At 72.5% G+C, this 14,981-nt stretch carries 14 protein-coding genes and 1 pseudogene; 7 read left to right on the top strand and 8 right to left on the bottom strand.

From position 1 onward, the window contains the following. The first annotated feature begins 334 nt into the window (after window positions 1–334). Window positions 335–904 (top strand): adenylate kinase family protein, encoded by a 570-nt coding sequence (locus F4556_RS34630; protein WP_184923269.1) that lies wholly within the window; start codon window positions 335–337, stop codon window positions 902–904. On the opposite strand, the gene F4556_RS34625 is transcribed toward F4556_RS34630, so the two are convergent. Together F4556_RS34625 and F4556_RS34620 are read right to left on the bottom strand one after the other, a co-directional pair. Beyond that, window positions 870–1,814: a YobF C-terminal domain-containing protein gene (locus F4556_RS34625; protein WP_184923267.1), complete on the bottom strand. Its 945-nt coding sequence runs from the start codon at window positions 1,812–1,814 to the stop codon at window positions 870–872. The genes F4556_RS34630 and F4556_RS34625 overlap by 35 nt on opposite strands. Window positions 1,815–1,925: 111 nt before the next feature. Then, a complete protein-coding gene (locus F4556_RS34620; RefSeq protein ID WP_184923265.1) occupies window positions 1,926–2,150 on the bottom strand; it encodes a hypothetical protein in 225 nt (74 codons plus the stop codon). Between the two features lie 119 nt (window positions 2,151–2,269). On the opposite strand from F4556_RS34620, the gene F4556_RS34615 reads away from it, so the two are divergent. The 3 genes from F4556_RS34615 to F4556_RS34605 all read left to right on the top strand — a co-directional run bounded on the left by F4556_RS34615 (window position 2,270) and on the right by F4556_RS34605 (window position 4,241). Continuing rightward, complete coding sequence (locus F4556_RS34615; RefSeq protein WP_184923263.1) at window positions 2,270–2,644, top strand: Hsp15 family ribosome-associated heat shock protein; 375 nt, start codon at window positions 2,270–2,272, stop codon at window positions 2,642–2,644. A gap of 39 nt (window positions 2,645–2,683) precedes the next feature. Continuing rightward, window positions 2,684–3,103, top strand: coding sequence for a YchJ family protein (locus F4556_RS34610; protein WP_184923262.1), 420 nt, complete (start codon window positions 2,684–2,686; stop codon window positions 3,101–3,103). Between the two features lie 232 nt (window positions 3,104–3,335). Then, window positions 3,336–4,241: an ABC transporter substrate-binding protein gene (locus tag F4556_RS34605; RefSeq protein WP_184923259.1), complete on the top strand. Its 906-nt coding sequence runs from the start codon at window positions 3,336–3,338 to the stop codon at window positions 4,239–4,241. On the opposite strand, the gene F4556_RS34600 is transcribed toward F4556_RS34605, so the two are convergent. The 3 genes from F4556_RS34600 to F4556_RS34590 form a co-directional block, all read right to left on the bottom strand. Further along, window positions 4,225–5,259, bottom strand: a complete 1,035-nt coding sequence (locus F4556_RS34600; protein WP_376775767.1) for a PQQ-dependent sugar dehydrogenase — start codon at window positions 5,257–5,259, stop codon at window positions 4,225–4,227. The genes F4556_RS34605 and F4556_RS34600 overlap by 17 nt on opposite strands. A gap of 50 nt (window positions 5,260–5,309) precedes the next feature. Continuing rightward, window positions 5,310–6,434 (bottom strand): CapA family protein, encoded by a 1,125-nt coding sequence (locus tag F4556_RS34595; RefSeq protein ID WP_184923256.1) that lies wholly within the window; start codon window positions 6,432–6,434, stop codon window positions 5,310–5,312. 108 nt (window positions 6,435–6,542) lie between these two features. Further along, complete coding sequence (locus F4556_RS34590; RefSeq protein ID WP_184923254.1) at window positions 6,543–7,070, bottom strand: GNAT family N-acetyltransferase; 528 nt, start codon at window positions 7,068–7,070, stop codon at window positions 6,543–6,545. A 56-nt stretch (window positions 7,071–7,126) separates the two neighbouring features. Here F4556_RS34590 and F4556_RS34585 point away from each other — a divergent pair, with 56 nt between their 5' ends. Continuing rightward, complete coding sequence (locus F4556_RS34585; RefSeq protein ID WP_184923252.1) at window positions 7,127–7,915, top strand: GNAT family N-acetyltransferase; 789 nt, start codon at window positions 7,127–7,129, stop codon at window positions 7,913–7,915. A 15-nt stretch (window positions 7,916–7,930) separates the two neighbouring features. Here F4556_RS34585 and F4556_RS34580 read toward each other — a convergent pair whose 3' ends face one another. Next, window positions 7,931–9,133 (bottom strand): FAD-dependent oxidoreductase, encoded by a 1,203-nt coding sequence (locus F4556_RS34580; RefSeq protein WP_184923250.1) that lies wholly within the window; start codon window positions 9,131–9,133, stop codon window positions 7,931–7,933. Window positions 9,134–9,232: 99 nt separating this feature from the next. Between F4556_RS34580 and F4556_RS34575 the strand changes: the two genes are divergently transcribed. Beyond that, window positions 9,233–9,850: a PadR family transcriptional regulator gene (locus F4556_RS34575; protein WP_184923248.1), complete on the top strand. Its 618-nt coding sequence runs from the start codon at window positions 9,233–9,235 to the stop codon at window positions 9,848–9,850. On the opposite strand, the gene F4556_RS34570 is transcribed toward F4556_RS34575, so the two are convergent. Continuing rightward, window positions 9,847–10,107 (bottom strand): helix-turn-helix transcriptional regulator, encoded by a 261-nt coding sequence (locus tag F4556_RS34570; protein WP_246511171.1) that lies wholly within the window; start codon window positions 10,105–10,107, stop codon window positions 9,847–9,849. The genes F4556_RS34575 and F4556_RS34570 overlap by 4 nt on opposite strands. Window positions 10,108–10,405: 298 nt before the next feature. Here F4556_RS34570 and F4556_RS34565 point away from each other — a divergent pair. Further along, a pseudogene (locus F4556_RS34565) lies at window positions 10,406–11,503 on the top strand (RNA polymerase sigma factor); the annotation flags it as partial. Here F4556_RS34565 and F4556_RS34560 read toward each other — a convergent pair. Continuing rightward, window positions 11,500–14,637, bottom strand: a complete 3,138-nt coding sequence (locus tag F4556_RS34560; RefSeq protein WP_184923244.1) for an AfsR/SARP family transcriptional regulator — start codon at window positions 14,635–14,637, stop codon at window positions 11,500–11,502. The pseudogene F4556_RS34565 and the gene F4556_RS34560 overlap by 4 nt on opposite strands. Window positions 14,638–14,981: the final 344 nt, after the last annotated feature.

Raw genomic sequence — 14,981 nt, 5'->3', positions numbered from 1 at the left:
GCACATCAGCAGGTCAGCAGCCTGATTCAGTCGGGTGAAGCCCGCCTCGACCAGGCGACCGGGGCGGTGTGGCTATTCGCCGCAGACCGCTGGCTTGCAACATATCCATGACGTAGATCGTGAAAGTTTTCATCTATACATTGCATGCCATGACAAGCCTGAGTAGTGTCCCTCCCCGCAAGGCTCATCGCGCGCCACTCAGGAGAAGCCCACGTGGACCCTCGCCACCCTGTCCTCACAACCAGAGCCGGGCCTCCGGCCGTTCGCAACTCCCGTGCGCAGGCGCGGGCCTGGGGGTATCGCATCTCACGCAACGAGGCTCGATGATGGGCTGATGCGCGTCGTTCTCTTCCAATCACCAGTGTTCACGCGGGAATCCCCTGCCGCGTCACTCGCTGAGGCCCTGGCAGTGCCGGAGATCCACCTCGGCGATCTCATGCGCGCTCACCTCTCCCAGGGCACCGAGCTGGGGATCCGAGCCGCCGAGATCATCAACTCCGGCAACCTGTTCCCCGACGAGATGATCACCGCGGTCATCCGCGACCACCTGCATCGGTCGGCCCGTGCGGACTTCCTCCTCGTCGGACACCCGCACAGCGCCGCCCAGGCGCTCGCGCTGGACGAGTTGCTCCGCGAGCTCGGCACGCCGCTCGACAGCGTGCTGTACCTGAAGCTTCCCGAGCGGGACGTGGAGCGTCACGTCCACCTCCTGGCCAGCCGCCAAGGGGCCGCCAACGAGATCGGCGTCCGCCTCCGGTTCGAGTCACACGAAGCGATGATGGTGCCCATCGCCCAGCACTACGCCGGGCAGGGCCTCCTGATCACGGTCGACGCCGTCGGCACACCCGACGAGATTTCCAGGCGCGCGCTCACCGCACTCCGGGAGCGCGCCCCCCGGCCCTGATGGCCGCGTGCAACTGCCCGTAGGTAGGCGCCAGTTGACGTAGCTGCGCCGCTGCGGTCCGGTCGTCGCCGTGTACCAGTGGGTACTGCAGGCTGCCCAGCAGCCTGGCCTGACGCTGTGCCACCGAGGCTGCGTGCGACAGGCCCAGTTCCTCCAGGCACATCGCCGCGTCGTTCAGGCGGCGTGCGCCCACGCGCACACCGAACGCGGTGAGCAGCATGCGGATGCCGGGCGGCAGGCCCTGGTCGACCAGGTCGGCGAGGGTCTCGACGGCGGCGGCTCCGCTCAGGGAACCGGGCGGCATGGGCAGGTCGTCGCGGCCGGCCAGCCAGCGTTCGGCGCTCGGCAGCGACTGCCGCAGCGCGTCGACGGGGGTGATCCGACGCTGACGTACGAAACCGGTCCGCAGCACGTACGGGGCGTCGATGTAGCTGATCGACTTCGCCTCCCACGCCGCGAGGAAAGCCTGCGTCGGCAGCGTCGCGTACGGGTGGCCGTGGGGGTCGTGGAGTTCGACGGTGTCCTCGTCGACCGCGATCACCACGACGTAGTGGTCACCGCCGTCGGCGTTCGGTGTGCCGGGCTGGTGGAGCAGCAGGCCCATGTCCACCGGACCGACCAGGACCGGCCCCCGCGAGCAGGCGGTCCGCAGCCGTTCCAGCGCCTCGGCCGACGTGCCTCCGTCACTGCGCTCGCAGCTCCAGCCCAGCTGGGCGATCGCGGCGTCGAGGCCGAGCTCGGGGTGCCATCCGTACGGATCGAACAACGGCAGGGCACCGGCGATGAGTTGGGCGCCGAACGGTGAACCCGTCAGGGTCTCGATGACCGCGGTGGAGGGAGCCTCCTGACCCAGCATCATGGCCAGCGAGTTGGTGAAGCAGTAGGGGCCGGAGCCGACGTAGCCGAGCACGGGAATCCTTCGCGGAGACAGCGGTGATCCCTGCCCGCGGATCGCCGGGCAGGTGAGAGGAGTCAACCCCCTCACACCGTGTCAGGGTCAACTCCGCGCCCGCACTCCGGTTCAGCGGCCCCGGTTGCGCGGGTGCTGTCGGGCCGCGCGTTCGTTGCCGTGCTTGTAGTGGCCGGTCCAACGGGCCATCACCAACTGGGGGTCGCCCGCTTCGATCTCGGCGAGGAACTCCTCGGCCCGGGGGCCGCGCAGGGTGCCGGCCGGCCTGCGGTGGTGGATGATCACCACCGTTCCGTCGGGGCGCTGCTGGTACTCGAATCCCGAAGGTGCGGGCATCTGCTGACTACTCGTTTCCTGGTGCGTACAGTACATGCGGTGCGGACTGCGAAAGCGTGCCGTGCGGCGCCGGACCGGGCAAGCGGTTTTCGCCCGCACCCGGGCGGTAGGGTCGGATCATGGCAACCGACGAGTCGAGCGTGCGGGTGGACGCCTGGATCTGGTCCGTCCGTCTCACCAAGACCCGGTCCCTGGCCGCCGCCGAGTGCCGGGCCGGGCACGTACGGATCAACGACGAGCGGGTGAAGCCCGCGCAGGCCGTCCGCGAAGGTGACGTGGTCCGGCTGTTCCACGCCGGGCAGGAGCGGATCGTCACGGTCCGCAAGCTGATCCGCAAGCGGGTGGGCGCCGAGGTGGCGGCCGAGTGCTACCGCGACGACACCCCGCCCCCGCCGCCGCGCGCGGAGATCGAGATGGCGGGCATCCGGGACCGCGGCGCCGGACGGCCCACCAAGCGCGACCGTCGGGACATGGAGCGCCTGCGCGGGCAGTAGCCCGGCAGATCGGCCCGCCGGAGGCCGCAGAATAGGGGCATGTCACGACGCCCCAAGCCCTCGCCGCGCCCCGCCGCCACCGCCGCCTGCCCCTGCGGTCTGCCCGCCAGCTACCGGGAGTGCTGCGGCCGCCTGCACCGGGGCGAACTGGCCGCCGGTACCGCAGAGCAGCTGATGCGCTCGCGCTACAGCGCGTTCGTGGTGGGTGACGAGGCGTACCTGCTGCGCACCTGGGCCGCCGCGACCAGGCCGCCGTCGGTCGACTTCGACCTGGAGCTGCGCTGGCAGCGGCTCGAGGTGCTGGCGAGCAGCGAGGGCGGGGCGTTCCACTCCGAGGGCACGGTCACGTTCCGGGCGCACTTCGTGCACCAGGGCGAGGAGGGCGTGATGAGCGAGCGCAGCGCGTTCGTCCGGGAGAACGGCGCCTGGGTGTACCGGGACGCACTCGAACTGAGCTGACGCCACCAGGGTGAGGCGGCACCGGCCGGGGGTGGCGGCCGGTGCCGGGGGTGTGAGGTGCGAGGATGGCCGTTCCCGCCAGCCGTGGGCGGGCCTCTCAGCCGACCGGCCGGGTGCTCATCCAGCACCGGTATCAGGGGCGATGCGAGCAGGCCCGACCGCTGCGTACCCCGGCAGCCGGCAGCGGTGATCGCGTCTTCTCCTCTTCCCTCCCTCTGGAAGTTGCACCCTCATGCACGTCTCCGCCATACCCACGCGCGCCCTCGCGGCCGTGGGCTGCCTGACGCTGGCCGCGTGCGGCAGCGTCACCTCGGCCGCCCCCGGCTCGAAGACCGACCTGCGTTCCCGGCTGCCGCAGTCCGTCCGGGACGCCGGCGTCCTGAAGATCGCCTCCGACCTCAACTACCCGCCCGTCGACTTCAAGGCCGCCGACGGCACCGCGACCGGACTGGACCCGGACCTGGCCGCCGCCCTCGGCACCTACCTCGGGCTGCGGGTGCAGTTCGTCGACCTGCCGTTCGCCGAGGTGCTCCCGGCCGTGCAGAACGGCAAGGCCGACCTGGCGATGTCCGCCGTGATCGACACCCGCCGCCGCCAGCTGGGCACCGACGAGACCGGCAACCAGGTCAACCCGGGCGTCGACTTCGTCGACTACTTCGTCACCGGCACCTCGATCCTGGTCAAGCAGGGCAACCCGCTCGGCATCGGCTCGCTCGACGACCTGTGCGGCCGGACGGTGGCCCTCCAGCGCGGGACCGTCCAGGACGAGATGGCCGAACTGCAGACCGGCGCCTGCACCAGGACCGGCAAGCCGCTGCGCATCCACCGGCTGGACACCGACGACCAGGCGCTCGCCGAACTCGCCGCCGGCACAGCGGTGGCCGACCTGAACGACTACCCCGTCGCCGAGTACAACACCCGCACCGGCCGCGGCAAGGGCACCTTCCAGGTGACGGGCGGTCAGTTCCAGACCAGCCCGTACGGGATCACCGTGCGCAAGGACCGGACCGCCCTGCGCGACGTCCTGGCCAAGGCCCTGGACCAGCTGATCCGCAACGGCGAGTACGACAAGGTGCTGGCCAAGTGGAACGTCCAGGGCGGCGCGGTCACCAGCGCCGTCGTCAACGGCGGACGCTGAACCGCAGGACGCGGTCGTCCCCGTCCCGGGGGCGGCCGCGTCCGTCGGTGTTGCTGGTGGTCACCAGCAGCGTGCCGTCCCGGTCGGCGAGCACGGTCCGCAGCCGCCCGTACCGGTCGGTCAGGTGGGCGGTCGGCGCGCCGCCGTCCAGCGGCACCTGCCACAGCCGGCTCCCGCGCAGGGCCGCCATCCAGACCGCGCCGTCGGCGTACGCGATCCCGGAGGGCGAGGCCTCGGCGGTGGTCCACTGGGCGTACGGATCAAGGAACCCCGGCCGCCCCGCCTTGCCCTCCACCACCGGCCAGCCGTAGTTGCCGCCGGGCTCGATCAGGTTGAGCTCGTCCCAGGTGTTCTGCCCGAACTCGGCTGCCCAGAGCCGCCCTTGGGCATCCCAGGCCAGGCCCTGCACATTGCGGTGGCCGAGGCTGAACACCACCGAGCCGGGGAAGGGGTTGCCGGGCGCGGGTGCGCCGTCCGGGGTCATCCGGAGGATCTTGCCGCCCAGCGACGCCCGGTCCTGGGAGAGTGCGGTCCGGCCCGCCTCGCCGGTGCCGGCGTACAGCATGCCGTCCGGGCCGAACGCGATCCGGCCGCCGTTGTGGTTGCTGCCCTTCGGGATGCCGGTCAACACCGGTTGCGGGTCGGCGAGTTGGCCGTCCCGGTAGTGCAGCCGGACAATCCGGTTGTCCTGCTCTGCGGTGAAGTACGCGTAGACCGTCCGGTCCTCGGCGAACCCCGGCGAGAGCGCCAGCCCCAGCAGTCCGCCCTCCCCGCCCGGCCGCACGCCGGGCACGGCGCCGAGATCCACCCTTGGGCCGCCCGACAGCGGCACCCGGGTGATCCGCCCCTGGTCCCGCGACCCCACCAGCAGCTCCCCGTCCGGGAGTTGAGCCACTCCCCACGGTGTGTCCAACCCGTCCGCCACGGTCTCCACCGTCTTCCCCGCCACCGGCTCGCCCGCCTCGCAGCCGGTCAGCAGCAGGGCGGCCAGCAGAACGGCGACGGGTGCAACTCTCACGGCGACCTCCTGGCGGCTTCCCCCTCCAGCACACCACACCTGGGCCGGGACTACTTCGGGGCGGGGGCCAGCCCGGTGCAGCCGCGCAGCCCGTCCCGGCGCTTCAGCGAGGCGGTGGCGACGGCACCGGTCTCCGGTGCGGGGATGCCCTGGGAGTTGACCTGGGCCGGGGTGAAGACCTCGCCGGTGACCTTGCCCGCGCCGGTCAGGGTGAGGGTGGTGACGCCGGTCTCGTTGGAGTTGGCGTAGCTGGAGGTGCCGTACCAGAGGAAGTTGCCGAAGCCGTACGCGACATAGGTGTCGCCGAGCATGCCCGCGCCGAGCATGGTGTGCGCGTGGGTGCCGACCACGGCGGAGGCGCCGGCGGCGGCGAGCCGCTTGGCGAGGGTGGTCTGCGCACCGGTCGGGCAGGCCACGCCCTCCTCGCCCCAGTGCAGGTAGACGATCACCACCGGGGCCTGGGTCTTGGCCTTCTGCACCGCCTTGACCAGGGTGTCCGCCTCCAGCGCCGAGGCGATGCCGGGCTTGTCGGCACCGGCCCGCCACTTCTGGTTGGTCAGGTCGACCACCTGGCTCGCCCCGAGCACCGCGACCTTGACCCCCTTCACGTCCGCCACGTGGGCCGCGAACGCCTCCTCGGCGTTCTTGCCGAAGCCCACCACCGGTATCGGCGAAGCCGCCTTCGCCGCCAGGGTGTCGGCCAGCCCGGCCGGGCCGAAGTCGACGGCGTGGTTGTTGGCGAGCGAGACGATGTCCACGCCGGAGTCCTGGAGCACCTTGAGCGATCTGGCCGGGGTCCTGAAGGTGTAGGTCTTCGGCTCCGGCGCGCCCCGTTCGGTGATCGCGGTCTCCAGGTTGAGCACCGAGAGGTCGGCTGCCGCCAGCGTCTTGGAGATCGGTCCGAGCGCCTGCTCGGGGGCCTTCACGTTGAGCCGGCTCTCGGTCCGGCCCTCGAAGTGCACATCGCCCGCGAAAGCGATCGTGATGGTCGCCGCCGGGTCCCCGGCCGCTGCCTTCGACGGCTCCGCCGGGCTGCTCGGCGCGGTGGCGGACTTGCCCCCGTCCGCCTTGCCGCCGTCCGCATGGTCCCCGCCGGTGGGGTGCGGACCGGAACTGCACGAGACGAGGCAGGCCAGACCGGCCAGCAGTACGGCAGTGGAGCTGACGCGGCGCATTGGAGTCCCCCCGGAGTCGTTAGAACAGAGAGACTACCGACCGGCCTCACGAGTTCTCCATGCACCCTCCACAAATACGGAGGGAACGATTCCGGGTCCCCATCACCTTCACATCGGCAGCGAGAGCAGCCGCACCGCACCCCCCGGCCACTCCACCCCCTCCCGCAGCGGCGTCCACAGGGTGCACAGCGGCATCACGACCACCCCACCGGGCTGCCGTACCTCCACCTCGCCCTCCACCGTCCGCCAGCCGAGCCGCCGGTACACGGGCGCGATCGGGGGCCGGCAGAACAGCAGCGCGTACGGCGGACCCACCGTGCGGGCGTACTCCAGGGCGGCCCCGATGACGGCCCGGGCCAGCCCTCGACCGCGCAGATCGGCGGCGACGGCCACGCCGCCGACGCCCATCACCTCCGTCTCCAGCTCACCGATCGCGATCGGCAGCCGGAGCAGACCGGTATGGGCGACCAGGCGGCCGTCGAGCCGGATGCCGAAGTGCTCCTCCTTCGGCAGCCAGGTCAGCCCGAGCGAGGCGACTCCGAACGCGTCGGTGGTGTCGCCGAGGATCTCGGCCTGGTCGTCCTTCGTGTACCGGGCGAGCCGCACCGGGGCGGGCGGGAGGTGATGAGCAGTCATCCCGGCATGATCCCCTCGTCGGCACCGCCGGGCAACGCCCCGGGTAGGGTGCACGGATGTCCCTGCTCAGCCTGCACGACAAGGCCGTCCTGGCGGCCCGCTTCGAACGCGACCCGGCACTCCATCAGCTGGAACTCGGCGACCTCGACGACCTGCTGTGGCCGCACACCACCTGGTACACCCTCGGCGACGACGGTCCGGTGGCCCTGCTGTACGGCGTCGGCGACCCGCCCACCCTGCTCGGGCTGGGCCGGCCCGAGGAGGCGGCCGACTGGCGGGCGCTCACGCACGCGCTGCTGCCGGTGCTGCCACGCCGAATCCTCGCCCATCTGTCGGCGGATTCGCTCCAAGTCCTGTCCACCGCCTACGCGGTGAAGCGTCACGGCACGCTGCGGCGGATGGCCCTCACCGACCCCGCCCGCGCCGACCGGCACCCGCTCGGCCCCTGGCGGCCGCAGCCGCTGGGCCGGGCCGAACTGCCGGAGCTGACCGAGCTGTTCGCGGCGAGCTACCCGGGCAACTGGTTCGACGACCGGATGATCGACACCGGCCAGTACGTCGGCGCCCGGGACGATGACGGCAGCCTGGTCGCCGTCGCCGGTGTGCACGTCTACTCCCCCGCCCACCGGGTGGCCGCCATCGGCAATGTGACGACCCGTCCGGCAGCTCGGGGACGCGGCGCGGCCGCCGCCTGCGTGGCCGTGCTCTGCCGTCAACTGGCCCGCACCGTCGACCACATCGGGCTCAACGTCCGCGCCGACAACACCATCGCCGTACGGCTCTACGAGCGCCTCGGCTTCACCTCGGTGCTGGAGTTCGAGGAGGCCACGCTCACCGCCCACTGACCCCAACCGGAGGGTTCAGGTGAGCGGGGCCGCCTTCGCGTCCCAGTCGATGCGGTGGTCGAACTGCCAGGCCATCTTCTCCGGATTGACCAGCTTCATGGCCGCCGGCATCACCAGGTCGCGCAGGGCGCGGCCGACCGGGCCCGCGGTCTTGTTGCTGTTCGTGCGGACGCCGAGCTTGATGATGCGTTCGACCCGGGGGCGGCGCAGCTGTTCGTACGCCGCGAACGCCTGGTCGTAGGGCAAGTCCCGCAGGCAGCGCGCCAGTTCGACGGCGCTCTCGGCGGCGATCGAGGCGCCCTGTCCGGAGCTGGACGAGGCGGCGTGGGCCGCGTCGCCGATCAGGGCCATCCGGCCGCGGGTCCAGTTCGCGACCCTCGGCATGTTCTCCATCGGTCCGGTGACGAGGAGTTGGCCGGGGTCGGTACGGCCGATCATTTCCAGCGCAGGGGTCCGGTCGTCCGCGAAGGCGGCCCGCAGGGTGCGCATCCACTCCTCCGCGCCGATCGCCTGGGCCTCGGCCACCGTCATCGGGGCACGGTGCGGCAGGTTCACGAACCACACCGCCGAGGAGTCGTCGAAGACCTGGTAGCCGAAGAACGCGCGCTTGCCGAAGCACATGTACATCACGCCCTCGGTGGAGGGCAGCCCCGACCGGTCCAGCCGCGCCCCGAAGCACACCAGGCCGGCGTAGTTCGGCTGCGGTGCGGCGGGGTCGATCAGGGAGCGGACCGTGGAGCGGATGCCGTCCGCGCCGATCAGGATGTCGGCGCTCGCCTGGGTGCCGTCCGCGAAGTGCGCGGTGACGCCGGAGCCGGTGTCCGTCGTGCCCGTCAGCCGCTTGCCGTGGTGGATGGGGACGGAGCGGCGCTCCGCCTCGGCGTAGATCGCCCGGTAGAGATCGGCGCGCCAGACGAACTGCAGGGACGGGAGGCGGGCGGGCGGCGCGAACCGCGCGAGGTGCTTGCCCGTCCAGCTCCGCAGCCCCAGGGCGCTGACCGGGATGCCGATGGCGCGGACCAGGTCGCCCGCGCCGATCGCGTCGAGGGCGTTCTGGCCGTTCGGGGCGATGGTCATACCGCCGCCGACCCCGTCGGCCGTGTGGTCGTACGCCTCGTGGACGGCGGCCTCGATACCTGCCTGACGGAGTGCCATCGCGGCGACCGGGCCGGCGATGCCGCCGCCGATGACGAGCGCGGTGCGGGCTTTGGGAGACATCTCGGAGGTCCTCTCTGTGGGGTGCCCTGTGAACGAGTCGATAGTTGCACTGCAACTAGTTACACGTCAACTAGTTGCCGCGAAGCTAGAATCCCGCCCATGACCGCATCCGCCCCCCGCAGCTCCCCCCTCGCCCTGACCGTCCTGGCCCTGCTGCACCACAAGCCGCTGCATCCGTACGGCATCCAGCGGCTGGTCAAGGACTGGGGCAAGGAGCAGGTCGTCAACGTCCGGCAGCGCGCGAGCCTCTACCGCACGATCGAGCGGCTCAACGCCGACGGGCTGATCGCGGTCCGCGAGACCGAGCGCGATCAGCAGTACCCCGAGCGGACCGTCTACGAGGTCACCGACGCGGGACGCGAGACCGCCCGGGCCTGGCTGGAGGAGATGCTCACCACACCCAAGGAGGAGTTCCCGGAGTTCCCGGCCGCCCTCTCGAACCTTCTGCTGCTCACGTCGGACGGGATGGCGGACGTGCTGGAGCGGCGGGCCGACGCCCTCACGCGGAAGCTCGACGGGCTGGAAGCGGCCATGGCCGCGGAGGCGGGGCACGGGCTGCCGCGCATCACCCGCCTGGAAACCGAGTACCTGCGGGCCGTGACGGCCGCGGAGCTGGCGTGGGTGCGCACGGTGGTCGAGGACCTGCGGGCCGGCCGGCTCTCGTGGTCGAAGGAGCAGCTGGACGCCCTGGCGGCGGTGCAGGCGGACAGGCCCTAGCGCTCCGGCGCCTCGGCCTCCACCGGCGCCGGGAAGCGCTCGGCAAGACCCCGGAGCAGGCGCGCGTATGCTTCCCGCTGTGGTGTCCGGGGTTCGACCCGGCCCTTCTCCCACGTCCAGATGGTTTCGCGCTTCACCTGCAGGGCGTCCGCGATCTGCTGCTGGGTCAGCCGGGCGGCTTTGCGCAGACGGGCCCGCTCGTCGGGGGGAGGCAGCTCCTCCGCTCGCGCGAGCAGCGCGTCCACTGCTTGGAACAACGCCCCGGCTTCCGTCATTACGCCACCTCCGCGCAGTACCCTAGCCTCGATGTCACTGCGGATCTAACACCCACGCCGGTGCTGCCGGTGGAGTCCTTTCGGCCATTGGGCGCAAAACCGTGGTCCACGTCACGTAATTCGATCCGTAACGGATCGACCTGCCCCGCGATGAACGGGGAGGTGTTGTCGCGCGGGACGAGTTCCCGTACCGCGTTGTCCCACTCCCCCTTGTGAGAGGCTCCTCGTGTCGCTCAGCTCGACCAGCAGGGTTTCCGTCGCCGAGAAGAAGCGTCCCGTCAAGCGGGCGGCGGCCAAGGCCGCGGTGGCCGCTCCGCAGCCCGCACCGTCCGCGGAGGACAGTGGCGGCGACTGGGAGGACGACAAGGAGCCGGCCGCCGCCGAGCCCGAGGAGCAGGAGGGTGGCTCCTTCGTCCTGTCCGACCGGGACGACGACGACGCGCCCGCCCAGCAGGTCTCCACGGCCGGTGCCACCGCCGACCCGGTCAAGGACTACCTGAAGCAGATCGGCAAGGTCCCGCTGCTCAACGCCGAGCAGGAGGTCGAGCTGGCCAAGCGGATCGAGGCCGGCCTGTTCGCCGAGGACCGGCTCGACGTCGACGACAGCCTGACCCCGCAGTTCCGCCGCGAGCTGGAGCTGCTCGCCGAGGACGGCCGCCGGGCCAAGAACCACCTGCTGGAGGCCAACCTCCGCCTGGTGGTCTCGCTGGCCAAGCGCTACACCGGCCGCGGCATGCTCTTCCTGGACCTGATCCAGGAGGGCAACGTCGGCCTGATCCGCGCGGTCGAGAAGTTCGACTACACCAAGGGCTTCAAGTTCTCCACGTACGCCACCTGGTGGATCCGGCAGGCGATCACCCGCGCGATGGCCGACCAGGCCCGCACCATCCGCATCCCGGTGCACATGGTCGAGGTCATCAACAAGCTGGCCCGCGTGCAGCGCCAGATGCTCCAGGACCTGGGCCGCGAGCCCACCCCGGAGGAGCTGGGCAGAGAGCTGGACATGACCCCCGAAAAGGTGGTCGAGGTCCAGAAGTACGGCCGCGAGCCGATCTCCCTGCACACCCCGCTCGGCGACGAGGGCGACAGCGAGTTCGGCGACCTGATCGAGGACTCCGAGGCGGTCGTCCCGGCCGACGCGGTCTCCTTCACCCTGCTTCAGGAGCAGCTGCACTCCGTCCTCGACACCCTGGCCGAGCGCGAGGCGGGCGTGGTCTCGATGCGCTTCGGCCTCACCGACGGCCAGCCGAAGACCCTGGACGAGATCGGCAAGGTCTACGGCGTGACCCGCGAGCGGATCCGCCAGATCGAGTCCAAGACCATGTCCAAGCTCCGCCACCCGTCCCGCTCCCAGGTCCTCCGCGACTACCTGGACTAGGCCCTCCGGGCCCGGGCCAGCAGCGCCTCGGTGCGGGCCAGGTCGGACCGGTGGTCGATGGCGCGCTGGATGGCGGCGGCCTGCTCGGCGAGCGGGACGGCGGCGGCCGGGGTGCCCTGGTGGAGGTGGGCGGTGGCGATCACCAGCAGGGCCCGGGCCTCCAGCGGGCGGTAGCCGCCGGTGCGGCAGAGGTCGACCACCTGGCCGGCGAGTCGGGCGGCCTCGGCCGGGCGGTGTTCCAGCAGCTCGACCTCGGCCAGGCCGAGGGTGGCGCGGAGCTCCGGGTGCCGTACGCCGCTGGTGACCGCGAGGCGGAGGGCGCGGCGCAGGTGCAGGGCGGCGGGGCGGGTGTGGCCCATCGCCAGCCGGTAGCCGCCGAGGGCGAGCAGCGCGCCGCACTCGGCGAACGGGTCCCCGGTCCGCAGCACCAGGGCGAGTGCCGTACGGGCGTCGTGCAGGGCGTCCTCGGGGCGTCCGGCGGAGAGCGCCACGGCCGACCGTTCGACCAGTGCGGCGGCCTCGCCGTCCAGGTGCCCGAGGTCACGGTCGATCAGGTGGGCCGTGGTCAGGTCCAGGACCGCGGCGTCGAGATCGCCCCGGCGGTGCCGGAGCACCCCGAGATTGATCAGTGCGGCCGCCTCGCCGCGCCGGGCGCCCGCCGAGCGGTGGATCTCCAGCGCCTCGGTCAGGTGGGCCTCGGCCTCGGTCAGCCGGCCCGACATCAGGTAGTCGGCGCCCAGGTTGTTGTGGTTGATCGCGATGCCGGTCCGCCGGCCGAGCTGCTGGTAGACCGCCAGCGCCGCCGACATGTACTCCACCGCCTGGTCGGCCCGGCCGAGGATCGAGCAGGCGACGCCGATCCGCTCCAGCGCCGAGGCCCGGAACCGGTGCAGCTCGGCCGGGCCGTCGGTGATCCGCTCGGCCACCCGGACGATCCAGCGGTTGTAGCCGACCGCGCGCCGGTAGTCGCCGGTGCAGTGGTGGGCCATCGCCAGGCTGGTGAGCGAGGCCATCACGGCGGCCCGGTCGTCCCGGGCCAGCGCGGCGGCCAGCGCGGTGCGGGCGACCGGCAGCCAGTGCGGGTTGCCGCGCCGGGCGGTGTAGTGCGGGCGCAGCGCGTCGGAGAGCAGCCAGGCCATCTCGGGCGCGCCCTGCGCCACCGCCGCGCTCTGCGCCAGCACCAGCGCGGCCTCGTACTGGGCGATCCAGGCCGCGGCGTCCCGCGCGTCGGTGAACGGCTCGCCCGGCAGCCGCAATTCCTCCGGGATCGGCAGCCGGACGAACTGCGGGAACAGTGTCCGCGCGGCCGAGTCCGCCAGGTGCAGGTAGAGCGCGTACAGCCGCCGGGAGGCGGCCAGCCGGTCGGCCTCCGGGTCGCACTCCAGGCCCAGCAGTTGGGCGTAGCGGCGGAGCAGGTCGTGCACCGTGTAGCGGTCGGCGGCCACCTGGGTGATCAGGTGCGCGTCCAGCAGGCGGCGCAGCAGCGGGGCGGTCCGTTCGGGGGTGGAGCCGGTCAGCGCGGCCGCTCCCCGGGGGCCGAACTCGGGGACCGGCAGCAGGCCGAGGCGGCGGAACAGCAGCTGCTGATCGGGGGTCAGCGCCTGGTACGAGTAGTCGAAGGCGGTCCGGATCGCGGCCTGCTCGTCGCCCAGCACCTCCAGCTCGGCCAGTGCGCTGGTGCCGGACAGGGCGGCGGCGCGGTCGGCCAGGGTCGGGTAGTCGGCCCCGGCCAGCCCGGCTGTGGCGATCCGGATCGCCAGCGGCAGCAGGCCGCAGGTCCGGGCGATCTCGGCGGCGGCCTCCGGTTCCTGGGCGACCCGGTCGGAACCGACCAGGCGGGCGATCAGGGTGACCGCCTGATCGGGTGTCAGCAGGCCGAGCCGCAGGTCCCGGGCGCCGTCCCGGGCGATCAGGCCGGTGAGCCGCTCCCGGGAGGTGACCAGCACGCAGCTCAGCGGCCCGGCGGGCAGCAGCGGGCGGACCTGCTGGGCGGTCCGGGCGTTGTCGAGCAGCAGCAGGACCCGGCGCTCGGCCAGCACCGAGCGGTAGAGGGCGGCGGCCTGCTGCTCGTCGGCGGGGATCTGCTCGGGCTGGACGCCCAGCGCGCCGAGCAGTTGGGTCAGGGCCTGACCCGGCGTCATCGGTTCGCCGGGGCCGTGGCCGCGCAGGTTGAGGTGGAGCTGACCGTCCGGGAAGTGGCTCCGGACCTGCTGGGCCCACCAGGTGGTGAGTGCGGTCTTGCCGACGCCCGCCATCCCGGAGACCAGCACCAGCGCGGGCAGGCCGTCCGGGAGCAGCCCGTCCAGCTCCGCCAACTCGGCCCGGCGGCCGGTCAGTTCGCGTACCACCGGCGGGAGTTGACGTGGGATCACGACCGGTGGCGGAGCAGGTGCGGTCCGGTCACCGGCGAGCAGTTGGCGGTGGGCGTCGGCGAGGGCCGCGCCGGGGTCGGAGCCGAGCTCCTCGCGCAGCCGAGTCCTGGTGCGCTCGTACAGCTCCAGGGCCTCGGCGGTCCGGCCGCTCTGCCGGAGCGCCAGCAGCAGGAGCGTCACCAGCGGTTCGGCCAGCGGGTGTTCGGCCACCAGCGGGGAGAGCTCGGCGGCCACCGGTCCTGGCCGGCCGAGCCCGAGTTCGGTGCGGTAGCGGCTGGTCTGGATCTCCAGGTACTCCCTGGTCAGGGTCTCCCGCATCCGGTCCGCCCAGGCTCCGGGCACTCCCGCGAGCGGGCTGTCCCACAACCGGGCCGCCGCGCCGAGGAGTTCGGCCGAGCGCGGCCGGTCGCCGTCCCGCTCGGCCCGCTCGGCGTCGGCGGCCAGCCGGCGCAGGCGGTGCACGTCGATCTGCTCGGGCTCGGCCGTCAGCGTGTAACCCGCGCCGTCCCGGAGCAGTTGGAGCTCCGGCCAGGGAACCAGCACCCGGCGCAGCCGGGCCAGGTAGGCGTACAGGGTGCTCCGGGCGGTGGGCGGTGGGTGCTCCTCCCAGACCCGGTCGATCAGGTGGTCCACCCCCACCCGGCGTCCCGGCGTCATCGCGAGCACGGCGAGCACCGCGCTCTGCTTCGCCGTCCCGGCCGGGACGAAACCGTCCGCCGTCTCGACCCCGACCCGACCCAGCAGCCTGACCAGCACGTGCACCCCGTTCTTCGCCCCTCGCGGTCCCTCGCGGTCGAGGGCGGTCCTGCTGGTGGCCGTCCGCCGGGCCGGTCCCGCCCGCCGGAGTGTCCACCTGACGGGCCGTCCGGCGGGGTGTGCCGTCGGCCCGTGCAAGATTCTTGCAATCCGGCCGGGTGAGACTGATCCCGGCCCCGGAGTTCCGGGGCCCGGCGGCCCGTAGGAGCCGGCTGGGCGCGCGCGGGGGCGTGCTTCAGCCGGTCATCCGGTCGGGACGGCGAGCGGTGCGGCAGGTGGTTCGCTGACCTACGGAGACCCCGTGTGGACAGGTGCCCACCGGGGCGGGCTCCATACACCCGACCCGGTGC

It is taken from the genome of Kitasatospora gansuensis (assembly GCF_014203705.1).
GTDB classification, from domain to species: Bacteria; Actinomycetota; Actinomycetes; order Streptomycetales; family Streptomycetaceae; genus Kitasatospora; species Kitasatospora gansuensis.
The sequence above is the reverse complement of the archived record's forward strand: the minus strand, read 5'-3'. Positions and strand labels throughout refer to the sequence as shown.